The 24130-nt window shown below is 60.8% G+C and carries 18 protein-coding genes and 1 pseudogene; 3 read left to right on the top strand and 16 right to left on the bottom strand.

The genetic code is table 11. The annotated features are described in order from the left end of the window. Nucleotides 1–2: 2 nt before the first annotated feature. The 10 genes from hutI to hutC form a co-directional block, all read right to left on the bottom strand. Entirely contained in the window at nt 3–1208 is a 1206-nt protein-coding gene (gene hutI, locus QRN31_RS18075) for an imidazolonepropionase (RefSeq protein WP_285433524.1), read from the bottom strand. Between the two features lie 133 nt (nt 1209–1341). Beyond that, nucleotides 1342–2874 (bottom strand): histidine ammonia-lyase, encoded by a 1533-nt coding sequence (hutH, locus tag QRN31_RS18070; protein ID WP_285433522.1) that lies wholly within the window; start codon nt 2872–2874, stop codon nt 1342–1344. A 118-nt stretch (nt 2875–2992) separates the two neighbouring features. After that, a complete protein-coding gene (gene hutH, locus QRN31_RS18065) occupies nt 2993–4516 on the bottom strand; it encodes a histidine ammonia-lyase (protein ID WP_285433520.1) in 1524 nt (507 codons plus the stop codon). 158 nt (nt 4517–4674) lie between these two features. Beyond that, a complete protein-coding gene (locus QRN31_RS18060; protein ID WP_109627517.1) occupies nt 4675–5505 on the bottom strand; it encodes a quaternary amine ABC transporter ATP-binding protein in 831 nt (276 codons plus the stop codon). Beyond that, nucleotides 5502–6353 carry an ABC transporter permease gene (locus tag QRN31_RS18055; protein WP_010464518.1) on the bottom strand — a complete coding sequence of 284 codons (852 nt, stop codon included), beginning with the start codon at nt 6351–6353 and terminating at the stop codon, nt 5502–5504. Before QRN31_RS18055 ends, QRN31_RS18060 begins: the two co-directional genes overlap by 4 nt. Nucleotides 6354–6423: 70 nt before the next feature. Continuing rightward, nucleotides 6424–7392, bottom strand: a complete 969-nt coding sequence (locus QRN31_RS18050) for an ABC transporter substrate-binding protein (protein WP_285433516.1) — start codon at nt 7390–7392, stop codon at nt 6424–6426. A 69-nt stretch (nt 7393–7461) separates the two neighbouring features. After that, on the bottom strand, nt 7462–8937 hold the full coding sequence (locus QRN31_RS18045; protein WP_285433515.1) for a purine-cytosine permease family protein: 1476 nt from the start codon (nt 8935–8937) through the stop codon (nt 7462–7464). Between the two features lie 149 nt (nt 8938–9086). Next, a complete protein-coding gene (hutU, locus tag QRN31_RS18040; RefSeq protein ID WP_090176693.1) occupies nt 9087–10775 on the bottom strand; it encodes a urocanate hydratase in 1689 nt (562 codons plus the stop codon). Between the two features lie 463 nt (nt 10776–11238). Further along, nucleotides 11239–11808 (bottom strand): HutD/Ves family protein, encoded by a 570-nt coding sequence (locus tag QRN31_RS18035; protein ID WP_285433514.1) that lies wholly within the window; start codon nt 11806–11808, stop codon nt 11239–11241. A gap of 10 nt (nt 11809–11818) precedes the next feature. After that, nucleotides 11819–12529, bottom strand: a complete 711-nt coding sequence (gene hutC, locus QRN31_RS18030) for a histidine utilization transcriptional repressor HutC (RefSeq protein WP_162441046.1) — start codon at nt 12527–12529, stop codon at nt 11819–11821. A gap of 146 nt (nt 12530–12675) precedes the next feature. On the opposite strand from hutC, the gene QRN31_RS18025 reads away from it, so the two are divergent. Continuing rightward, complete coding sequence (locus tag QRN31_RS18025; protein WP_285433512.1) at nt 12676–14040, top strand: formimidoylglutamate deiminase; 1365 nt, start codon at nt 12676–12678, stop codon at nt 14038–14040. 125 nt (nt 14041–14165) lie between these two features. Here QRN31_RS18025 and QRN31_RS18020 read toward each other — a convergent pair whose 3' ends face one another. Beyond that, nucleotides 14166–14735, bottom strand: coding sequence for a lipocalin family protein (locus QRN31_RS18020; protein WP_285433511.1), 570 nt, complete (start codon nt 14733–14735; stop codon nt 14166–14168). Nucleotides 14736–14766: 31 nt separating this feature from the next. Then, nucleotides 14767–15021: a hypothetical protein gene (locus QRN31_RS18015; protein ID WP_090176709.1), complete on the bottom strand. Its 255-nt coding sequence runs from the start codon at nt 15019–15021 to the stop codon at nt 14767–14769. A 285-nt stretch (nt 15022–15306) separates the two neighbouring features. On the opposite strand from QRN31_RS18015, the pseudogene QRN31_RS31610 reads away from it, so the two are divergent. Both QRN31_RS31610 and QRN31_RS31605 read left to right on the top strand, forming a co-directional pair. Continuing rightward, nucleotides 15307–16341: pseudogene (locus tag QRN31_RS31610) on the top strand (HAMP domain-containing protein); the annotation flags it as partial. After that, on the top strand, nt 16321–17199 hold the full coding sequence (locus tag QRN31_RS31605) for a methyl-accepting chemotaxis protein (RefSeq protein ID WP_502942500.1): 879 nt from the start codon (nt 16321–16323) through the stop codon (nt 17197–17199). The pseudogene QRN31_RS31610 and the gene QRN31_RS31605, both read left to right, overlap by 21 nt. Before the next feature lie 117 nt (nt 17200–17316). Here QRN31_RS31605 and QRN31_RS18005 read toward each other — a convergent pair whose 3' ends face one another. From QRN31_RS18005 to QRN31_RS17990, 4 genes are all read right to left on the bottom strand, one after another. Continuing rightward, entirely contained in the window at nt 17317–17919 is a 603-nt protein-coding gene (locus QRN31_RS18005; protein ID WP_285433507.1) for a DUF924 family protein, read from the bottom strand. A 3-nt stretch (nt 17920–17922) separates the two neighbouring features. Further along, nucleotides 17923–18933 carry a class 1 fructose-bisphosphatase gene (locus QRN31_RS18000; protein ID WP_259155756.1) on the bottom strand — a complete coding sequence of 337 codons (1011 nt, stop codon included), beginning with the start codon at nt 18931–18933 and terminating at the stop codon, nt 17923–17925. A gap of 238 nt (nt 18934–19171) precedes the next feature. Beyond that, on the bottom strand, nt 19172–20545 hold the full coding sequence (locus QRN31_RS17995; protein WP_285433504.1) for a DUF3999 domain-containing protein: 1374 nt from the start codon (nt 20543–20545) through the stop codon (nt 19172–19174). Continuing rightward, nucleotides 20542–24129 carry a DUF2339 domain-containing protein gene (locus tag QRN31_RS17990; protein WP_285433502.1) on the bottom strand — a complete coding sequence of 1196 codons (3588 nt, stop codon included), beginning with the start codon at nt 24127–24129 and terminating at the stop codon, nt 20542–20544. The genes QRN31_RS17995 and QRN31_RS17990 overlap by 4 nt, the downstream gene beginning before the upstream one ends. Between the last annotated feature and the right edge of the window lies 1 nt (nt 24130).

The raw sequence follows: 24130 nt of genomic DNA, 5'->3' as shown, positions 1-24130 counted from the left end.
TCCTAAACGCTCGTTTCGACGCCGTGACGCACGACGCGTTTTTCCAGGTCGCCGCCCAGCCAGTACGACAGGTCGGCGGGACGATCGATTTGCCAGGCGACGAAATCCGCGACCTTGCCGACTTCCAGCGAACCGTGAGTGTCGGCCATGCCCAGCGCGGTGGCGGCATGAATGGTTGCACCGGCCAGCGCTTCTTCCGGGGTCATGCGAAAACAGGTGCAAGCCATGTTGAGCATCAAGCGCAACGACAGCGCCGGCGAGGTGCCGGGATTGAGGTCGCTGGCGATGGCGATTTTCACGCCGTGCTTGCGCAGGGCCTCCATCGGCGGCAATTGCGTTTCACGCAGGAAATAGAATGCACCGGGCAACAACACCGCAACGGTGCCGGACTCGGCCATGGCGATGGCGTCGTCTTCGGTCATGAATTCCAGGTGGTCGGCCGACAAGGCGTGATAGCGCGCCGCCAGACTCGAACCGTGCAGCGACGACAGTTGCTCGGCATGCAGCTTCACCGGCAAACCGAGTTCCTGCGCAGTGATAAACAGTCGCTCGACCTGCGCCGGCGAAAACGCCAGGTATTCACAGAACGCGTCCACAGCGTCCACCAACCCTTCGGCGGCGAGGGCCGGGAGCATTTCAGCGCAGATGTGTTCGATGTAGGCGTCGGCGCGATCCGCGTATTCCGGCGGCAAGGCGTGAGCGGCCAGGCAGGTGCTGCGCACGCTGACCGGCAGCTCGGCACCGAGACGACGAGCGACCCGCAGCATTTTGCGTTCGTTGGCCAGGTCCAGGCCGTAACCGGACTTGATCTCGACCGTGGTAACGCCGTCGCGCATCAAGCTTTTCAGGCGTTTGGCGGCGCTGGCGAACAGTTCATCTTCGCTGGCCGCGCGAGTGGCGCGCACTGTGCTGGCAATGCCACCACCAGCGGCGGCGATTTCTGCGTAGCTGACACCTTGCAGGCGCTGTTCGAATTCACCGCTGCGGTTACCGCCGAACACCGTGTGGGTGTGGCAGTCGATCAGGCCCGGAGTGACCCAGGCCCCTTTCAAATCGTTGACGGCCGGGTATTCGCCCGCCGGCAATTTATCGCGCGGGCCGACCCACTCAATGTGCGCACCGGACGTCACGATGGCCGCGTCCTCGATGATCGAGTAGACGCCTTGCGCCATGGTTGCGACGTGGCAGTGTTGCCAGAGAGTTTTCATCCCGAATTCCTCGTCTTTGATCGTTCCCACGCTCCGCGTGGGAATGCCTCTAGGGACGCTCTGCGTCCAGTGACGCGGAGCGTCACGGGCTGCATTCCCACGCAGAGCGTGGGAACGATCGGTGTGGTGGGGTTTAGAGGCTAGGCAGCAACTTCGCCGTGACCAACTCGCTCAGGCAGCGCGTAGCCAGCAACTCGGTCGCCGCATTGATGTCCGGCGCAAAGAACCGGTCCTTCTCATAGAACGGCACTTCATTACGCAAGATCGCCCGGGCCTTTTCCAGTTTCGCCGAGGTCTTCAGGCCTTCGCGCAGGTCCAGCCCTTGTGCTGCAGCCAACCACTCCACCGCGAGAACGCCGCGAGTGTTTTCGGCCATTTCCCACAAACGCTTGCCGGCGGCCGGCGCCATCGACACGTGGTCTTCCTGGTTTGCCGACGTCGGCAAGCTGTCCACCGAATGCGGATGGGACAGCGCCTTGTTCTCGCTGGCCAATGCAGCCGCCGTCACCTGGGCAATCATGAAGCCGGAGTTCACGCCGCCATTGGCCACCAGGAACGGCGGCAGTTGCGACATGTGCTTGTCCATCATCAGCGAAATGCGGCGCTCGCTGAGGGAACCGATTTCAGCGATGGCCAGTGCCATGTTGTCAGCGGCCATGGCCACGGGCTCGGCGTGGAAGTTGCCGCCGGAGATCACGTCGCCTTCAGCGGCGAAGACCAGCGGGTTATCGGAAACGGCGTTGGCTTCCACCGCCAGCACTTCGGCGGCCTGGCGGAACTGGGTCAGGCAGGCGCCCATGACTTGCGGCTGGCAGCGCAGGGAGTACGGGTCCTGGACCTTTTCGCAGTTCTGGTGCGAATCGGACACTTCACTGCGCTCGCCCAGCAAATCGCGATAAGCAGCAGCGGAGTCGATCTGGCCTTTCTGGCCACGGGCGGCGTGGATGCGCGCGTCGAACGGGGAGCGCGAGCCCAGTACCGCTTCGACCGTCAGGGCACCAATCGCTACAGCACCAGCGAACAGGTCTTCGCCTTCGAACAAGCCACGCAACGCGTAAGCGGTCGACACTTGTGTGCCGTTGAGCAGCGCCAGGCCTTCTTTCGCGGCCAGGGTCAGAGGTGTCAGGCCGGCGATTTTCAGCGCTTCGGTCGCTTCCATCCATTCGCCCTTGTAGCGAGCCTTGCCTTCGCCCAGCAGCACCAGCGACATGTGCGCCAAAGGCGCCAGGTCACCGGATGCACCGACCGAACCTTTCAAGGGGATGTGCGGGTAAACCTCGGCATTGATCAGCGCGATCAGCGCGTCGATCACGACGCGACGGATGCCGGAGAAACCACGGCTCAGGCTGTTGACCTTGAGCACCATGACCAGGCGCACCAGGGCGTCACTGATCGGCTCGCCGACACCGGCGGCGTGGGACAGCACCAGCGAGCGCTGCAGGTTTTCCAGGTCTTCGCTGGCAATGCGGGTCGAGGCCAGCAGGCCGAAACCGGTGTTGATGCCGTAGGCGGTGCGGTTTTCGGCGAGGATCTGTTCCACGCAGGCAACGCTGGCTTCGATCTGGGCCGAGGCGCTGTTGTCGAGGGTGATTTTGACCGGGTGCTGATAAACATCACGCAGTTGGGCAAGGCTCAGTTGGCCGGGAATCAAATTAAGCGCAGTCACATCATTCTCCTTTTGAGAGTTTTTATTAACTAACCAGACGCTCCGGAGATTTCCGTTGTCCGTCGCTTCCCGACTTTTTGAGAGGGGCTGGCGCCTTGGCACGCTGGTGTTGTGGATTTCAGTTCAGGTTCGGTAACGCTTTGTGCAACAAAATCGGGTCTTTCAACACGCCGGCCGCAGCGGCGATATCGGGCGCCAACCAGCGGTCCTGGTCGTAGGCCGGAACACGCTCGCGCAGCAGACGCCACGCCGCATCGGTGCCAGCGCCGAAGCGTTGCTCTTTCAAGAATTCAAACGCCTGGGCCGCCAGCAGGTACTCGATGGCGAGGATCTGCGTGCAGTTTTCCAGCGCGCGATGCAGCTTCAGCGCGGCGTTGGTGCCCAGGCTCAAGTGATCTTCTTGCAGGCCCGAGGTGACGTAGTTGTCGAGCACGGCCGGTTGCGCCAACTGGCGGTTTTCCGCGCACAGAGAAGCGGCCACATACTGGACGATCATCATCCCGGAGTTAACCCCCGGATTGGCCACCAGGAATGCCGGCAAACCGCTGACGTGAGGGTTGATCAAACGGTCGAGGCGGCGTTCGGCGATGGAGCCGATTTCCGCCATGGCGATCGCCAGCAAGTCCGCCGCCAGCGCGACCGATTGGCCGTGCGGGTTGGCCTGGGACATCACGCGGAAGTTGTCCGGCGTGCCCAGCAGCAAAGGGTTGTCGGTGCAGCTGTTGAGTTCGGTTTCGATCTGTTGGGTCGCGTGCGCAAGCTGATCGCGAGCAGCGCCGTGAACCTGCGGGATCGAACGAATGCTCAACGCATCCTGCGTGCGGATGCCTTTGCTCGTCGCAATCACTTCACTGCCATCGAGCAGCGCGCGCAAATTGATCCCGACTTGCTGCATGCCCGGATGCGGCTTGAGCGCAATGATTTCGGCATCGAACGCCGCGATCTGACCGCGCTGGGCTTCGAAACTCATGGCGCCAATCACGTCGGCCCACTGCACCAGGCGCGTGGCGTCGGCCAGTGCCAGGCAGCTCAGGCCGGTCATGCACGGTGTGCCGTTGACCAGGCACAGGCCATCTTTGGCGCCGAGCTGAACCGGTTGCAGGCCTTCTTCAGCCAAGGCTTGTTGCGCAGAAACGATCTGCCCGCGATAGCTCACATTGCCGACACCCAGCAAGGCGATGCTGATGTGAGCCATGTGGGTCAGGTAACCCACCGAGCCCTGAGACGGCACTTGCGGGGTGATGCCGCGGTTGAGCAACGCCAACAGGGCTTCAACCACCCGACGATGAATGCCGGATTTGCCGTGACTGTAATTGCGGATCGCCGCACACATGATCGCGCGGGTCTGCTCATCGGCCAGTGGAGCACCGACGCCACAGGCGTGACTGAGCAGGGTATTGCGCGACAGTTGGCTGAGTTGTTCGTCCTTGAGCGAGACGTTGCACAAGGCACCGAGGCCGGTGTTGACGCCATAGGCACGCTCGCCGCTGACGACGATGCGCTGGACAATGGCCTGCGCATTGTCGATCCGCGCCCAAGTCTGGGTCGACAGCTCAAGCTGTGCGCCATGACGGGCGACGGCCACCACATCCTGCCAACGCAACGGGGCGTCGGCGATAACGATTTTTTCAGCCTGGGACATCATTGACCTCTTGAAGTTGATCGTTCCCACGCTCTGCGTGGGAATGCCGCCTGGGACGCTCCGCGTCCCGTTGTCAGCGCAAGGCTCAAGCCCTGCGCATGGGTGACGCGGAGCGTCACGGGATGCATTCCCACGCAGAGCGTGGGAACGATCGACTGTTAAACCACCGCAGCCCGACGCTGCACGAACCGATCGACATACTCATCCGCTGGCGAATGCAGAATCTCTCGTGGGGTGCCGACCTGGATCAGGCGCCCGTCCTTGAGGATCGCAATGCGATTGCCGATGCGCACGGCCTCATCGAGGTCGTGGGTGATGAAGACGATGGTCTTGTGCAGGGTCTTTTGCAGCTCCAGCAACTGGTCCTGCATCTCGGCGCGAATCAGCGGGTCGAGGGCGCTGAACGCTTCGTCCATCAGGATGATGTCGGTGTCCGCTGCCAGGGCGCGGGCCAGGCCCACACGCTGACGCATGCCGCCCGAGAGCTGATGCGGGTATTTGTTTTCGTAGCCTTTGAGGCCCACGGTGTTGATCCAGTGCAGCGCGCGCTCCGAGCACATTTGCTTGCTCTCGCCACGCACTTTCAAGCCATAGGCAACGTTATCCACCACGGTCTTGTGTGGCAGCAGGCCGAAGCTCTGGAACACCATGCTGATCTTGTGCCGGCGAAATTCGCGCAGGGCTTCCATGTCGTATTGCAGGATGTCCACGCCATCCACCAGGATCGCGCCGCTGGTCGGGTCGATCAGGCGATTGAAGTGGCGCACCAGGGTCGATTTACCGGAACCGGACAGGCCCATGATCACGAAGATCTCACCGGTACCGATGCTCAGCGACAGGTCGTTCACGCCGACCACGCAGCCGGTTTCGGCCAGCACCTGATCCTTGGTCTTGCCCTGGCCAATCATGCCCAGCGCTTCCTTGGAACGGTTACCGAAAATCTTGAAGACGTTTTTGACTTCGATTTTGCTGATGGCTTCGTTGTTCATTTGCTCACCTCATGCCGTGGCCGACCATACGCCTGAGTAATGCGGTCGATCACCACTGCCAGAATCACGATCGCCAGACCGGCTTCAAGGCCACGTCCGACGTTGAGGGTCTGAATCCCCACCAGTACGTCTTCGCCCAGGCCACGGGCACCGATCATCGAGGCAATGACTACCATCGACAGGGCCATCATGGTGGTCTGGTTGATCCCGGCCATGATGCTCGGCAGGGCCAGCGGCAATTGCACGCCGAACAGTTGCTGCCAGCGGTTGGCACCGAAGGCGTTGATGGCTTCCATCACTTCACCGTCAACCTGGCGAATACCCAGGTCGGTCAGGCGAATCAGCGGTGGAGCCGCGTAGATCACCGTGGCGAAAATCGCCGGCACCTTGCCCAGGCCGAACAGCATCAGCACCGGGATCAGGTACACGAAGCTCGGCATGGTCTGCATGATGTCCAGCAACGGCATCAGCACCGAACGCAGGCGATTGCTGCGCGCCGAGAGGATGCCTAGCGGAATGCCGATCAGCACCGAAATGACCGTCGCCACCATCATCAGCGCCAGGGTCTGCATGAGCTTGTCCCAGAGGCCGACCGCACCCACCAAAAACAGCAGGCCGACGATTACGGCGGTGGTCACGACTTTGCGGGTCGCGTGCCAGGCGACGCCGGCCACGATTGCCAGCATCAGCCACCAGGGCGCTGCGCGCAGCAAACCTTCAAGATTGACGATGGCCCACAACAGGGTGTCGGAGATGTGCCGGAACACATCGCCATAGTTGGTGACCAGCGAATCGACCCAACCGTTGACCCAGTCGGCGATAGAAAAGGTAAAGCTTTCGGGAAACATAAGAGACTCTCAATCAAGGGGTTGCGATTCAGCGTGCGACTGCCACTGACGGCAGTCGCAGAGGCTCAACCTACAAGGCCGCGTCGATTTTCTTGGCTGCGTCTTCGCTCACCCATGCGTGCCAGACTTCAGGATGTTCCTTCAAGAAGATCTTGGCCAGTTTTGGCGACTCGATCCGCTCTTTGGTCATGCGCCCAAGGTTCTGGTTCAGCAAGTCGATCGGCAGGTTGACCTTTTCCAGCACCGCCACCAGTTCCGGGGCTTGCTCGTGGAAGACCTTGGACAGGCCGACCTTGATGGTCACGGTCTTGTCCACGCCTGGTTTCTCTTCGAGTTTGACGGCGTCGATCTGACCCATCAGCGGAGTTGGCGACCAGTAGTAGAACAGGATCGGCTCGCCACGCTTGTAGCTCGACAGCACGGCCGCATCCAGCGCCGGACCGGTACCTGGGCGGAAGTTGGTGTAAGTGCTTTCCAGACCATAGCTTTTCAGCATTTCGCTGTTGTCCAGCTCACAGGTCCAGCCGGCCGGGCAGTTGTAGAAACGGCCCTTGGATGGCTCTTCCTGATCCTTGAACAAGGCGGAGTATTTAGCCAGGTCGGCAATGTTTTTCAGGTCCGGCGCCTTCGCTTCCAGCTTGCGCTTGGCGTCGCCTTCAATCACGTAGCGCGGCACGTACCAGCCTTCGACTGCGCCAACAACTGGAGCACCAACGCCGACGACTTTGCCGGCCTTCTCGGCCTTGTTCCAGACTTCGCTGCGCCCGACCCACTCTTCGGCAAACACTTGAATGTCATTGCTGCTCAGGGCGTTTTCCATGGTGATGGAGTTGCCCGGCAGGCTGTCGGTCTTGCAGTCGTAGCCTTTCTCCAGCACGACTTGCAGCACGTCGGTCAGCAGCATGGCGCTTTCCCAGTTCAGACCGGCAAATTTCACCGGTTTGCCCGACTCGCACCAACCGGCAGCCTGAGTGGCGCCGGCACTGGCCAACAGGCCCATGGAAAGCAGTGTGGTCAGCAGGGTCTTGTTCGATTTCATTGTTGTGACGCTCCTAATCATGAATTGGCTTACGGCAGTCAAGAGGCATCCAGCCCTGTCCACGTCCAATCAGGCCTGCGCAGCAGTTGCGCGGCCAGCCCCACTTGTTTTTGGTGCTGTGACGCTGTCCTGCTCGATTGGCAGAATCAAGCGATCGGGTACGGCGCTGTGCCATTTTTTTGCGCACACGTAGTACACGGCTGCGGGAAGCACCAGGCCGATGATCCAGGAAATATCCACATCGCCCAGGGCCGCCACCATCGGACCGGTATAGAACTTGGTAGAGATGAACGGCAGCTGTACCAGCACACCGAACACATAGACGCTGATACCGAGGATATTCCAACGGCCGTAGCGACCGTTCGGATCGGCCAGCGCCGGTACGTCATAGCGCTCGCGAGTGATGCAGTAGTAGTCCACCAGGTTGATCGCGCTCCATGGCGTAAAGAACGCCAGCAGGAACAGGATGAAGGACTTGAACGCACCGAGGAACGAGTGCTGGCCGAGCAACGCCATCAGGGTCGCAGCCCCGACGATGACCAGCACGAACACCAGACGCTGCAAGCGCGATACTTTCAGGTCTCCACGGAAACCGCTGATGATGGTCGCGATGCACATGAAGCTGCCATAGGAGTTCAGCGTGGAGATGGTGACCTTGCCGAACGCGATGCTGAAGTACAGCAACGCAGCGGTGGCACCGGTACCGCCCAGACCCACGATATAGGCCACTTCGTGACCGGCGAATTGCCCATTGGCCGAGGCCGCGGCAAATACACCGAGGACCATCGCCACTTGTGCGCCAATGACCGAACCCGCGCCTGCGGCGAAAAAGGTTTTCACCGAGGAAATCTTGCTCGGCAGGTAGCGTGAATAGTCAGCCACGTAGGGGCCGAAGGCGATCTGCCAGGACGCCGCGAGCGACACCGCAAGCAGGAAGCTGCTCCAGCTAAAGTGACGGATTTGCAGCAGTGCGCCAACGTCAGTCTGACTCATCAGACGAGCGAACAGATAGACGAAGGCAATCACACCGATGACGCTGGCGATACGGCCAATCCAATGGATTACCCGATAACCGAGCACTGTCACCAGTACGATGACGCTGGCAAAAATAAGGATACCGACGCTGTCGCTGACGCCAAACAACTGGCCCAGCGCCTGGCCGGAAAGCACGGTGCCCGTCGCGGTAAAACCCAGGTACATCAGGCAGACCAGTACGATCGGGATGGCCGCGCCATAAACGCCGAACTGCACGCGACTGGAGATCATCTGCGGCAGACCGAGCTTGGGACCTTGCGCGGCATGCAGCGCCATCACGCCGCCGCCGAGCAGTTGGCCGATCAGCAGACCGATCAACGACCAGAACACATCACCACCCAACACCACGGCCAGGGCCCCGGTGACAATTGCGGTGATTTGCAGGTTGGCACCCATCCACAGGGTGAACTGGCTAAACAGACGACCGTGTCTTTCCGCTTCCGGGATGTAGTCGATCGAGCGTTTCTCGATCAACGGTTTACTGCCTGCACGATCGCTGTTAACAGCCATGATTCAACCTCTGTGGATTGTTAATGAAATTACTGTCTGCATGAGATCCCTGTGGGAGCGAGCTTGCTCGCGATGAGGTCGGCACATCCAACATCTACATTGGCTGACACATCGCTATCGCGAGCAGGCTCGCTCCTACAGGGCAAGCATTACTTGCCGGTAATCATCGGCAGGTTCAGACCCTGTTCCTTGGCGCAATCAATCGCGATCTGGTAACCCGCATCGGCGTGACGCATGACACCGGTCGCCGGGTCGTTGTGCAGCACGCGAGCAATACGCTCAGCCGCTTCATCAGTACCGTCGCAGACAATCACCATGCCCGAGTGTTGGGAGAAGCCCATGCCGACACCGCCGCCGTGGTGCAGGGAAACCCAGGTCGCGCCGCTCGCAGTGTTGAGCAGGGCGTTGAGCAGAGGCCAGTCGGACACAGCGTCGGAACCGTCCTGCATCGACTCGGTTTCGCGGTTCGGGCTGGCTACCGAACCGGAGTCCAGGTGGTCGCGGCCGATAACGATTGGCGCGGACAATTCACCGCTGCGCACCATTTCGTTGAACGCCAGGCCAAGCTTGGCGCGCAGACCCAGGCCAACCCAGCAGATACGCGCCGGCAGACCCTGGAAGCTGATGCGCTCACGGGCCATGTCCAGCCAGTTGTGCAGGTGGGCGTCGTCCGGGATCAGCTCTTTGACTTTGGCGTCGGTCTTGTAGATGTCTTCAGCGTTGCCCGACAGTGCAGCCCAACGGAACGGGCCGATGCCACGGCAGAACAATGGACGGATGTAAGCCGGTACGAAGCCTGGGAAATCGAAAGCGTTTTCCACGCCCTCTTCCTGAGCCATCTGACGGATGTTGTTGCCGTAGTCGAAAGTCGGGATGCCCATTTTCTGGAATTCGAGCATCGCTTTGACGTGCACAGCCATCGATTGCTTGGCGGCTTTAACCACGGCAGCAGGCTCGGTCTTGGCACGAGCGCGGTACTCTTCCCAAGTCCAGCCAGCCGGCAGGTAACCGTTGAGCGGGTCGTGGGCGCTGGTCTGGTCGGTGACCATGTCCGGGCGCACGCCGCGCTTGACCAGTTCCGGCAGGATTTCAGCCGCGTTGCCCAGCAGCGCGATGGAAATCGCCTTGCCTTCTTTAGTGTATTTGGCGATGCGGGCCAGTGCGTCGTCGAGGTCGGTAGCCTGCTCGTCGACATAACGGCTGTTCAGGCGGAAATCGATGCTGACCTGCTGGCATTCAATGTTCAGCGAGCAAGCGCCGGCCAGGGTGGCAGCCAGTGGTTGAGCGCCGCCCATGCCGCCCAGGCCTGCGGTCAGGACCCAACGACCTTTCAGGTCATCGTTGTAGTGCTGGCGACCGGCTTCGACGAAGGTTTCGTAGGTGCCCTGGACGATGCCCTGGCTGCCGATGTAGATCCAGCTGCCGGCGGTCATCTGGCCGTACATGGCCAGGCCTTTGGCGTCCAGTTCGTTGAAGTGTTCCCAGCTCGCCCAGTGTGGCACCAGGTTGGAGTTGGCGATCAGTACGCGCGGGGCGTTGGTGTGAGTCTTGAACACGCCGACCGGTTTGCCGGATTGCACCAGCAGGGTCTCGTCGTCGTTCAGGTTGGTCAGGCTTTCGACGATCTTGTCGTAGCATTCCCAGTTACGCGCTGCACGACCGATACCACCGTAAACCACCAGTTCTTTAGGGTTCTCGGCAACTTCCGGGTCGAGGTTGTTCATCAACATGCGCAGCGGCGCTTCAGTCAGCCAGCTCTTGGCGGTCAGCTTGTTACCACGTGCGGCACGGATTTCTACGTTGCGGTACTTGGTAGGTTTCTGGGTATTGTCAGTCACGAAAAAGACTCCTCAGCGATCAATTCAAACCAACCCTGGCGGTGGGCAAGCCAGCCTGTGCGCGTCAACGCGCCACAAGCGAATCAGTGGACGCTGCGGAGAGTCTCGATCAACTCATACGCATACGTCTTTACTTGTACATACAAGCATATGCAATCAAGCGGCCAACTTGCTGGATGGGTGTTCAAGAAAAATTCTCGAACGGGGTTAAAAGCCTGTAGATCAAGGGTTTTGACGCCGAGGAAATTTTTGAGAGGGGATTTGCGGGGTAGGTTGCAGCAGCGTGGCGGCTGTTACTTGAGCGTGGTTTTGCGCCACGCTGGGGCGTTCGGTAACAAATTGGTGCGCATTGGGGAACGGATTCACGGCAACGGAAAGCATCGCGGGCAAGCCCGCTCCCACAGAATCTTCACTGGACCTGTGGGAGCGGGCTTGCCCGCGATAGTGTCGCTTGAGTTCTGGATCAGCGTGCAGTCAGTTCAATCACACAGCACGGGCCATTAGTGGAGACTTCCAACAGGCCAGCATTACCGTCAAGTTGCAGGCAATCGTGACGCCCCAGTTGCGCGTCACTGTTACCGGCCTTCACTTCAAGCCGCTCGGTGACACTGAACACCAACACCGTACCCGCCGAACTGAAAAACCGCTGCTCGCCGTCAAGCCACTGCAGCCGCGCGTTGTAGCGGAGTGGCGCGTAGATCAGGTTGAAATCGCGAATGGCCCCACCGAGCAACGTGCAGGACACCTGGCTCTCACCGCTAAAGGCAAACGGGTCCAGCGGTAACAACGGCCGCGTGTCCTGGCCATCAACGCGCAAGGTCATGCCCTCGCCTTGCAGCACGGTAATCACTCGCTCGTAACCGGCGAATGTGGAAAACCCGCCCGACTCGCCTATATCGGCAATCGACAGGCGCCAGCCGAATCCTTCCAGGCCAGTGCCTGCATCACGGGTGATTTCTTCAGTGCTGCCACCGCCGTTTTTCCACGGCATGCGTGGGTAGTCTTTTGCGCGTAGAACCTTCGTTACATTCATTTATGGCTCTCTATTTATGAAACCGACCTTCCAGACGATGACGGGAACCGGGGTGGATCAAACGGGCGGCGGTCACCGGCTGACGGCCGGACCAGGTGCGGCGGCGAATCAGCAGGCACGGCTCGCCCTTTTCAATCTGCAGCAACTTGCATTCGGTCGCCTCGGCCAGAATCGCCTCGACCACGTGCTCGCCTTCGGTCAGCGGCGCGACCTGGTTCAGGTAGGCGTAGGGCGTTTGCAGGGTGAAATCCTGCTTGAGGTAGTCCGGCGCCACCAGCGCGTTGACGAAACGGTCTTCGATTTGCACCGGGATGTCATTTTCGAAATGCACGATCAGCGAGTGGAACACCTTCTGGCCTTCGCGCATATCCAGGGCCAGTGCGCGCTCCGAGCCGGCAGCCTCTTCTTCGAGGGTGATCACCTTGCAGGTGTGGCGATGGCCGCGGGAGGCAATTTCGTCGGCGATGTTGTGCACTTCAAATAGCGCGGACTGGCTTTTAGGCTCGGCGACGAAGGTGCCGACACCCTGCATTCGCACCAACAGACCGTCGGCGGTCATCTCGCGTAAGGCGCGATTGATGGTCATGCGGCTGAAGCCGAGTTGGCTGACCAGCTCGCTTTCCGACGGAACGCGGTAGTGCGGCGGCCAGTTTCCACTGTCGATTTGCTGGGTAATCATCTGTTTGACGCGGGCGTACAAGGGCGCCGGACTGTCGCCCATGTTCGCGGCCAACGGTGACACTGGGGGCGGAGTCGGCACGGTTAATCCTTGTTCATTTGGAATAGGTTGCTAGCTTGCCGGAGTTTACCGAGCAGGCAAACGTCTGTATATGTATATACAAATAACACACGATGGGGTGCTGAACCATGTCCGCCTTCTTTGCCGAACGCGCACTGCTGCCTAGTGGATGGGCCAATAATGTACGTCTTGAAGTCAGCGCCGACGGCGTTTTGACCCAAATCCAGGCCGATTCTCATGCAGATGGTGCCGAACGGCTAAGCGGTCCGCTGCTGCCGGGCATGCCCAATCTGCACTCTCACGCGTTCCAGCGGGCGATGGCCGGGCTGGCCGAAGTGGCGGGTAATCCGAACGACAGTTTCTGGACCTGGCGCGATTTGATGTATCGCCTCGTCGGAAAAATCAGCCCTGACCAACTTGGCGTGATCGCGCGTCAGCTGTACATCGAAATGCTCAAGGCCGGTTACACCTCGGTCGCGGAATTTCATTACGTGCATCACGACATCAACGGCCAGCCTTATGCAGATCCGGCCGAACTGGCGCTGCGCATCAGCCAGGCCGCCAGTTCGGCCGGTATCGGCTTGACCCTTCTGCCCGTGCTTTACAGCCACTCCGGTTTCGGCGGCCAGGCCCCGAACGATGGCCAGCGGCGCTTTATCAACAGCACCGAAAACTACCTCAAGCTTCAGACGCGTTTGCAGCCGATCCTGGCGCAGCAACCGGCGCAATCGCTGGGCCTGTGCTTCCACTCGTTGCGCGCGGTCACACCGCAGCAGATCAGCGAAGTGCTGGCCGCCAGCGACAAGCAGTGCCCGGTGCACATTCACATCGCCGAACAGCAGAAGGAAGTCGATGACTGCCTGAGCTGGAGTGGCCGCCGTCCGCTGCAATGGCTGTACGAAAATACCGACGTCGATCAGCGCTGGTGCCTGGTCCACGCGACCCACGCCAACCCGGAAGAAGTCACGCTGATGGCCAAGAGTCGCGCCATCGCCGGCCTGTGCCTGACCACCGAAGCCAACCTTGGCGACGGGATTTTCCCGGCGGTGGACTTCCTCGCTCAGGGCGGGCGTATGGGCATCGGTTCCGACAGCCATGTGTCATTGAGCGTGGTCGAAGAATTGCGCTGGCTGGAATATGGTCAGCGTCTGCGCGATCAGCGGCGTAACCGTTTGTATGGCGCGGATCAGCCGATGGTTGGGCGCACACTGTTTGACTCAGCACTGGATGGCGGCGCTCAGGCGCTGGGGCAACCGATCGGCGCGCTGCAAGTGGGCAAGCGTGCGGATTGGCTGGTGCTGGACGGCAACGATCCGTATCTGGCGACCGCCAGTGGCGACGGGATTCTCAATCGTTGGCTGTTTGCCGGCGGCGACCGTCAGGTTCGCGACGTGCTGGTCAATGGTCAGTGGGTCGTGCGGGATGGGCGTCATGCCGGCGAAGAGGAAAGCAATCGCGCATTCACCCAAGTCCTGCGCGAACTGTTGGGCTGATTCTAAACTGATCGTTCCCACGCTCCGCGTGGGAATGCCTCAATGGACGCTCTGCGTCCGCTTGGGACGCGGAGCGTCCCGGGCTGCATTCCCACGCGGAGCGTGGCAACGATCATGCAGTGTCGTCAGTTAGAAGTCTTGGCCATCTGTTTATCCGATGCGCGCCAGATCAATCGCGTCGTGTCGTAACCCTGCTGACGCGCCTTGCTCAGCAGTTCTTCACGCACCACACCATTAACCGTCGGCGTGCGAGACAACAGCCACAGATACTTACGGCTTGGGTCACCGACGATGGCGGTCTTGTAATCGTCGCTGACGTACAGCACCCAGTATTCCCCCTTCGCCACGCCTGGCAGCAATCGCGAGAACCAGGTATCGAACTCGACCCACAATTTGTCGGTCTTGCCCGGTACCTGTGGATAAGCCGTGCCCTTGGCCTCTTCCCACTCCCAGTCCGCCGTCAGGCAGCGATTCAACACCTGGATGTTGCCATCAGGCTTGAGCGAGTAATGAGCTTCGGATTGCGCACAGTTGCGCTGAAAGTACATCGGCAGGCGGGCCAACTCGTACCAGGTGCCCTGATATTTCTTGAGATTGACGCTGTTGACGGTCTTCGGTGCCAGTGGATCTTCGCCAGAAGTGGCGCAGCCGGCCAATACCAGGCCGGCAAAAAGCAGGATCAATAAACGCTTCATTATTTTTCTCCCGTGGGCGTATTGCCCCGGTTTACTTCAGGCCTTGGCCAGAAAACATAAGCACTTTGTCACCGGCGTACTGCACGCTGATAAAGCTGTTCTTGTCACCCCAGGTGCAACTGGACATGCCGAGCGCGCCCGAACAATCAGTGGCTTTACCCAGCAAGGCTTCAACCTCTGCCTTGGGCATGCCGGCCGACAGCTTCGAGTAGTTTTCCTGATTAATCTTGCTGCAAGCGGCCAACAGCACGCAGAACGAAAGCAAGGCGATAGATCGCAGCGACATGGTGTAGCTCCTGGAACGAAGGGGGATGGCATAGCTGCCAAGCAGAAGCTTAGAAGAGAAAACCCCCATCTGGTTCCCCGAGCGCCCGGCTATTTATCGGGCCGCTCGTCTGCATGTTTTTTTGAAAAATCAGCCACTTTCTCTGGCTATTGGGTATTTCGTCGGCTTTCGCAAAAAGACCCCTAATCTTTGGCGCTGCCCAGTCGACATAGAAGCAGCGCAAAGCCCCTAGTGTGGCAAATTGACGCCCCCTCGCTGACCAGCCCCTCCGTGGTAGTGCACTCAATGACCAGAAACATGAAATTCAGCCACAAGATCCTGCTGGCAGCCGCCCTCGTGGTCGCCGTTGCGTTCGCCTGCTTTATCTTGTTCAACGACTACCGCCAGCGCCAGACCCTGCGCAGCAGCACCGAGTCTTCGATGCAGGAACTCGGCAGCCTGACCACCAGCAACATCAAGACCTGGCTCGAAAGCCGTATTCAGTTACTGCAATCGCTGTCCCAACAGATCGCCGTGGACGGCAGTGCCCAAGCCAACCTCAAACGCGCCATCGACTTGCCGGCCTACACCAGCAACTTCCAGCTCAGCTATTTCGGTGGCACTGATGGCGTGATGTTCTCGGTCCCGGCCGGCAATCGCGCCGCGGATTACGATCCCCGCGCCCGTGGCTGGTACAAGGCCGCCAACAGCGCGCAACAGACCATCGTTACCGAGCCGTACATCGCCGCCTCCTCCGGCAAACTGGTGATCACCGTGGCCACACCGGTGCAGCATCAGGGCCAGATGATCGGCGTTGCCGGCGCGGACATCGACCTGTCCAGCGTCAGCGCGATCATCAACTCGCTGAACTTCGGCGGTCACGGTCATGCATTTATCGTCAGCGCCGACGGCAAGATCCTGATCCACCCGGACAGCAAACTGGTGCTCAAAAGCCTCGCCGACGCCTATCCGAACGGCGCTCCGAACGTTAGCCCAGGCATGAAAGAAGTCGAACTCGACGGCAAGACGCAATTCATCTCCTTCACCCACGTCAACGGCGTGCCGTCAGCGGACTGGTACGTGGCACTGGTGCTGGATCAAGACACTGCATTCTCGATGCTCAGCGAGTTCCGTACTTCAGCGATCATCGCCATGGTCATTGCCGTGGTCATCATCATTGCGCTGCTGGGCATGCTCATCAGTTTCCTGATGCAGCCGCTGCTGACCATGGGTCGCGCCATGCATGACATCGCCGAGGGAGAGGGCGACCTGACCAAGCGCCTGACCATCCATGGTCACGATGAATTCGGGGCGTTGGGCATGTCGTTCAACCGCTTTGTGGAGCGTATTCACACCTCGATCCGTGAAGTCGCCTCGGCCACCGGCCAGGTCAATGAAGTCGCGCTGCGCGTGGTGGCTGCGTCGAACTCGTCGATGTTCAACTCTGATCAACAAGCTTCGCGCACCAGCAGCGTGGCAGCCGCCATCAACGAACTGGGCGCCGCGGCTCAGGAAATCGCCCAGAACGCCGCCCTCGCCTCCCAGCATTCGAGCGACGCACGCGAATTGGCCGAAGATGGCCAACAAGTGGTGGATAAAACCATCGCGGCGATGCACCAGCTCTCGGCGAAGATCAGCGATTCGTGCGGCAACATCGAAACGCTCAACAGCAATACCGTGAACATCGGGCAGATTCTGGAAGTGATCACCAGCATCTCTCAGCAGACCAACCTGCTCGCGCTGAACGCTGCCATCGAAGCCGCACGCGCCGGTGAAGCCGGCCGTGGTTTTGCCGTGGTGGCGGATGAAGTGCGCAACCTCGCCCACCGCACTCAGGATTCGGCGCAGCAAGTGCAGAAGATGATCGAGGAACTGCAAGTCGGCGCCCGCGAAGCGGTCAGCACCATGACCGACAGCCAGCGTCAGAGTGAAAGCAGCGTTGGCATCGCCAATCAGGCGGGCGAGCGCCTGAGCAGCGTGACTCAGCGCATTGGCGAGATCGACGGGATGAACCAGTCGGTGGCCACCGCGACCGAAGAGCAGACCGCTGTCGTGGAGTCGATCAACGTCGACATCACCGAGATCAACACGCTGAACCAGGAAGGCGTGGAGAACCTGCAGGCGACCTTGCGGGCGTGCTCGGATCTTGAGCAGCAGGCGGCGCGGTTGAAGCAGTTGGTGGGTAGCTTCCGGATATAAGCTGCTTTCACTGGCCCCATCGCCAGCAGGCTGGCTCCCACAGGGGATTTGTGAACCACACAAACCAAATGTGGGAGCCAGCCTGCTGGCGATGGCGGCATCAGCTACAGCAGAAAACTAAAAGCGAGACCCAGGCCCCGAAAGAAACTCGATTTCCTCTGCCGTCGACTCCCGCCCCAACACCGCATTGCGATGCGGAAACCGCCCAAACCGCGCAATCACTTTCTGATGCTTTTCGGCATAACTCAGGTAATCGGTAAACAGTGCCCGGTCGGCCTCAGGCTGCTGCGCCACCAGATCGATAAACCGCGAAACAGCCTCGTTCTGCACCGCCAGATTCTCGCAATGCTCAAACACCAGGTAGATAAACACCCGCTGAATCGGCCGCAACTGTCGATCGAAATCCGCAGCAATGCCTTGCGCCACCAGCTTTTGGGCTCGTAGATCACCAGAGAACGATTTGGGAGTGTCGCGATAGATCATGCGCGGGAGCTGATCGAGCAGCAGCACCAGGGCCAGCCAACCTTCGGGGCGTTGCGCCCAGTCAGTCAAACCGCCGGCCAGTGCCTGCTCGACCCAGTCCCCGAAACGCTCGCGCGCTTCGAGGTCCTGGCTGTCGCGCTTTCCGAACCATAACCTGCCCTTTTCTGCCGCTATCTCGCTGGGGGATTCGAAGTTTCCGAACCACCAGTCGAGCAACGGCTGCCAGGGCGCGGTCATGGTTTATTCCTTGTGGTAAGCCGTGATGCGTGCGACTTCTTCTTTCGAGCCGAGGAATACCGCGACACGCTGGTGCAAGCCATCAGGCTTGATGTCGAGGATGCGCTGATGGCCATCGGTGGAAGCGCCGCCAGCCTGTTCCACCAGGAACGACATCGGGTTGGCTTCGTACATCAAGCGCAGTTTGCCCGGCTTCGAGGGTTCGCGGCTGTCGCGTGGGTACATGAACAGACCGCCACGGGTCAGGATACGGTGCACGTCGGCAACCATCGCGGCGACCCAGCGCATGTTGTAGTTCTTTTTCAGTGGACCTTCATCTCCCGCCAGCAATTCGCTGACGTAGCGCTGTACCGGCGCTTCCCAATGACGCTGGTTGGACGAGTTGATCGCGAATTCCTGGGTGGATTCCGGGATCGTGATGTCTTCGTGGGTCAGTACGAAGCTGCCCATTTCACGGTCGAGGGTGAAGCCTTTCACGCCATTGCCCAGGGTCAGCACCAGCATGGTCTGTGGACCGTAAATCGCATAACCGGCGGCAACCTGCTGAGTGCCTGGCTGCAGGAAGGCCTTTTCGTTCAAAGGCTCGTTCTGGGTCAGGTATTCATTCGGGCAACGCAGTACCGAGAAGATCGTACCGACCGGCGCGTTGATGTCGATGTTCGACGAACCGTCCAGTGGGTCGAATACCAGCAGGTAGGCGCCTTTCGGGTATTTGCCAGGAATCTGGTAGGCATTGTCCATTTCTTCGGACGCCATGCCGGCCAGGTGACCGCCCCATTCGTTGGCTTCGAGCAGGATGTCGTTGGACATCACATCAAGCTTCTTCTGCACTTCGCCTTGGACGTTTTCAGTGCCCATGCTGCCCAGAACACCGCCCAGGGCGCCTTTGGACACGGCGTGGCTGATTTCCTTGCAAGCACGCGCCACCACTTCGATCAGGAAACGCAGATCGGCAGGGGTGTTGTTGCTACGGGTCTGCTCAATCAAATAGCGACTCAGGGTAACGCGGGACATGGAAGGCTCCGGTGGAATTGGGGGCTAAAAAACCCGCGCAGTTTAACGCGAGTCGAGGCGCATTTCCTCCTATCAGACGTGATCCGCCCAATAGAGTTCATGCGCCCGGTTGAGCGTAGTTCGAAACGGGCATTTTACCGTCAGATATACCGCTATCGCGAGCAGGCTCGCTCCCACAGGAGTTCGCATTCCCCTGTAGGAGCGAGCCTGCTCGCGATCGGGTGCGCAGCACCCGCTTTCAAGGTTTGACAGGCGGTTTTCGCAGCAAGCTGAACGCCATCGCCGCCAGGAAAAAAACGCCCAGCAACAACACCGCCCACAGCCCGAACTTCTTCCAGTTGGTATCAGTCGTCGTTGCCGCTGTCACCGTGGAAGTGCTGCTCACCACTGCCGCGCCCTCGACCGAAGCCTTGCCCAACGCAGCAAACTTCGCGGCGCTGTAATCGGGAACCAGTGTCGACAACGGCAGGTTCGCGGCCTTCACCGTCGCGTTGCCCAGCGCCAGCGTGTAAGGCCCGGCGCCACGAGCCAGGAACACCACCTGCGTCGAGCGCACGGCAAACTTCAACGTTGGCGCTTGTGCACCAAAGCCACCGCCGCGTTCGTCCACGTCTAGCTTCAGTTGCTGTACGGTTTGCCCCGACAGCTGCAATTCGTTCTGCACCACGTCCTGGCCATTCTGGGTCAGGCGATAGAGCAATCCGCTACTCAGGGACTGCCACGGCAGGCTGCTCTCGCGCCGCCCGGACAACGTCACCGGCGCCAGGCTGTTGGGCTGACTCACTTCGACCTGCACGCGCTCGACATTCAGTCCCATCGGCAATTGCCAGGTGTATTCACCGCTCTTCACGCTGCTGCCGGCCAACGGTTGCGACCAGACCAACGGCAGCGGCAGGCTGCGGATACTGGCGCTTTCCAGTTGCGCCGACGTCAGCGTCGGCGCCGATTGCGATGAATTCCACAGCAAGCGCAGATACCGCGCCGATTGCCCCGGCAGGCCCACCTCATGTTGCTCAACCCGTTCGTCGGCAAACGTCAGGCGCGCCACCTGCCCTTCGCCCCACGACTGCCAATGCTGCAAGTCGTCGCTGGCTTCGATGCTGAAACGCTGGAAGCCATCGCGCTCGCTGGTCCAGTCAAGGACCAACTGCTGCAACGGCGCCTTGATGCCGCTGGCGTCGAGCAACCAGCCGCGCAGCACTTCCTCGCCCGCCTCCAGCTCAGTGGAGGGCTGCACTTCGACCAACGTGCCGTTCGCGTTCGATTGCACGCGTATGCCCGGTGCGCGCTCCGTGGCGTCCGCTGAGTTGTACAGCGGGAACCATTTCACGTCGTTCAGTGTGCGGCTCTCGCGGGTTGACGCTATTTCGCGGGCCAAGGCGTAGGCCTGGACCTCGCCAGCGGCGTTGAACACGCGAACATCGCTGAGATCCGTTTGCCGCGCATTGAGCTGCACGGCCAAGGGCAATTCAAGGCGATACCACGGCCCTTCGCCACTCACCGACAACGGCACTTGCGTGGCGAAGTCCGCCGGTTTGTCCTGGGCGTTGGCCGACAGCGCCACACCCAGCGCAACAGCGCCCAACCAGCCCAGGTTCAGCTTATGACTCAAGACGACACTCCTTCGGTTTGCGGGGCCGGTTTTTCAGCATCCGGTGTAGCCTCGGCACGCTTGGGCGGCAGCGGAGCGAAATAGCCCACCACCAGCAGCAAGACGCCGACGCCGATAAACGACACGATCCGCGCCAGGCCGCCGCGGTTACTCAGTTCGACAAAGAACAGTTTGGCCACCACCACGCCGATCAGCGCGGCGCCGATCAGCCAGACTTCGCGGCGATGACGCAGATGGCCGCCGATCATCAGGCTCAGCGCCATCAGGGTCCAGACGATCGACAAACCGGCCTGCACCAGCATCGATTCGAGCAAGGCATCCAGCTCGAACGGCACGCCGCCCCAATGGTGGGCGGTGCGCATCACCAGCGCGGTGAAGAAGGCAAACAGCGAAACACCGGCGATCAGTTGCGTGGCCTGTTCGGCGTAGTCCTTGCGAATCGCCAGTTGCGCCACGGCACTGCGGGACCAGACATACACACCGAACAGGGCAAACAGCAGGCCCAGCTCCAACGGGTTGATCAGCGGCACATAGGGCAGCGGCTCGGCGGTGCCGTCACTGGCGATGTTCGCCAGCCAGAACCAGCCAAGCATCAGCAACGCTAGAGGTGCCGCAGCGTAGACACGATACTCGCGGGCGTAGGTCGACACCGGCCATGGCCAATTGCGCGGCGCAGCCATCAGCACCAGATACAGGCTCGGCAGGATCGCCCAGCCCAGCCAGCGCCAGGCGTTGTACTGCTCGGACAACAGCAGCAAACCGTAACGCAGCTCCAGCGCCAGCACGCCGATCAACAGCCAGGCTCCGAGCACATGGGCGGTGCTCAGAGCGCGCGCCGGCAGCATTGGCGCCAAGCGTCGCAGGGAGACGAAATGCACGGCGAATACGGCCGTCCACACCAGCCAGCCAAAGTCGGCGGCCGGGTGATAACGTGAATGCCACGCGGCGAGCAGCACAAGCGCGGCGGCGGGTATCAGTAAGGTGCAGAGCAGGCCGAGGGACGGCCATTTCAGGCGCAATGCCAGCGCCGCCCACAGCGCCACGCTCACGGCCGCGACCGCCAGCAACAACGTCGCTTGCAGATTCAACGGCGCAAAGCGCAACACTTCGCTGATCCACGCCAGCGCCCACCAACCCGCGCCCCACACCAGCAACACTTCAGATAAGCGCTGCAAACTCAGCGCATCGAACGCCGAGCCGTGATTGCCAAGTTGCAAGCGCCAAGCCCCGACCAACGCGGCCAGGCCCAACACCAATGGCGTCCAGAAACCGCTGTGCGCCAGCGGCCTCAGACCTTCGCTGGCCAGCGGGCCGAGCAGTTCCGGCCCGGCCAGCAGAAACGCGCCGCCGCCGATAACCTGCAACAGCAAGCCGAAGACAAAACTCACCCGCTGCTTGAGGTACAGACTGAGCCAAATGATGAACAAACCGCTCGCCGCCCACACCGCACTCGCGGTTTGCCAAGGCAGCACGAACAGCACGGCCAGATTGATCAGCACCAGACCGGCAAGCAGCACCACCGACAGGCCACGCAACAGTCGAACGTCGTTGCGCACCATGTCGTCACGCGCGGCGAGCAACATGCCGGCGATCAGTGCCAGGCCGATCAGGGACGCGCTGAGCAAGCCGCTCCAGCCCGCGCTGAACACGGCGCCGGACTCACCGCCAGCGCCCTGCAATCGCAGCAGGAACAACGCACCGCCGAGCAACTGCACGGCGAATGCGGTGAACAGGAGCGTGCGCGATTGCAGACGCAGGCCGACAAACAAGGTCGCCAAGCCCGCCAGCGCCCAACTGATTGCAGTGCCTTGGGTGAAAAAGAACAACGGCGCCAGCAAATAGAGGAACGTCAGACCAAGACACGCCAGGACCGGCAATCCTTTGCGCTCCCAGTCCGACGTTTGCTCGGGCAAGGCTTTGCGCAATTGGTAGAAGCTGAACAGCAAGGCCGCCCCGAGCATCAACGCACCCAGCGGAGCGCCGTCGAGCAGGCTGCTTTCGCCCGTGCGCAGTTCACTGAGAAACGCCAGCGCCGAACCGAGTTGCAGCAGTAAGGCAAATGCACGGGCCAGCGGTCGATGCTGACGCAGGCCAAGCCAGAAAATCCCCGCCCCTTCTACAGCCCAAGCGGCTGAAGTCCAGCGAGCGTCGAGCCCCAGTGGAATCGCCAGGCTGGCGAAGATCACGCCCAGCGCCAGACAGGTTTCCGCCAGCAGCAACGCCCGTCCGCCCATCAGCAGACGAGCGAGCCCCATGTAGATCATGCCTAACGCCAATGCGCTGAACGCCGCGGCAAATTCCAGATGCTGAACCAGTGCGAACTGCAAACCGAAGCCCACCAGCGGCGGGCCGAACAACATCGTTCCGTCGACGTAATCACCCTTGCGCGCCGACCAGCGCAGCAGCGCCTCGCGGCTGTCGTCTTCGGGCGCATCGCTCATTTCCAGCAGTTTGCGCCGGGTGAACAGCAGGCCGATGGCCAGGTACATCAGGAAGAACAGAATCAGGAACGGCTCGGTGCTCCATAGCAATTCCGGCGTGTAGGAGCGCAGCCCCCAGGCGAAGCCGATGCCGAAGGTGCCGACAAAGCCAATCAGGTTGAGCACACGCCAGGCCTTGAACCAGGCAATGGCGAGGATGCCGGCATTGAGTAAGGCGAAATAGCTGAACAGCGCAACATGGTTGCCGGCGCCGGTCGACGTCAGGATCGGCGCAGCGAAACCGCCCAGTGCGGCGACGCACGCCAGCGCCAGGGAATCCTGGGTGATTGCCAGAATCGCGGAGAACACGGTCACCGCCACCAACAGGCCCAGGGCTGCCGTGGGATCGAGCAGCGGATGCAAACGCATGGCGGCGAACACCGTCAGGTACAACACGGCAATCCCGGTGCCTTGCAGCATCAGTGCGTAATTATTATTGCGATGGCGCAGCCACCAGCCCAACCCGAGCAAGCCCAGCGCAGCCGCTGCCACCCCGGCGTAACGCAGTTCGATCGGCACCACCATGCCTTCAGTGGCATAACGCAACAGGAAGGCCAGGCCGAGAAACAACAGAACCACGCCGACGCGCAGCACGGTGTTGCCGCCGAACAGCCAGTTACGGGCGCCGCTGATGGCTCGGTCAATGAAATTGGGGCCACGGGGGATGGCGGGTTGTTGCGGCTCGCGTGCGACCGGTTCGGGCTTCCAGACATCGACTGGCAGCGGGCGACTGGTTTCAGTGGCTGCGGCAGTGATCGGCTGGAGTTCGGGTGGGAGGTCCCAGATCAGCTCCGGGGTCTCGACGGGGATTTCGTCGAGTGTAAATTCAGCTGTCGGGGCCGGTTCGCTGACCGCCGAATCGCTGGCCTCAGGCGCCTTGACGCCAGACACTTCGAGCAATGCCAGGCGTTGCTGCACGGCATTGAGCGCAACCTGTGCCTGCTCCAGAAGAACGCGCTGCTCGGCGGTTTGTGAGCCCAAGCGAGCGATACGGATGGCCTGGCCAATACCCAACCCGAGCAACGCGCCCAACAGCGCATCGCTGAACGACTCGTCAAGTATCCAGCCCAGCACCAGCCCAATCAGCATGAAAATCCATTGCATG

The sequence above is a fragment of the Pseudomonas sp. fls2-241-R2A-110 genome (assembly GCF_030209165.1).
Taxonomy (GTDB): Bacteria; Pseudomonadota; Gammaproteobacteria; order Pseudomonadales; family Pseudomonadaceae; genus Aquipseudomonas.
The sequence above is the reverse complement of the archived record's forward strand: the minus strand, read 5'-3'. Positions and strand labels throughout refer to the sequence as shown.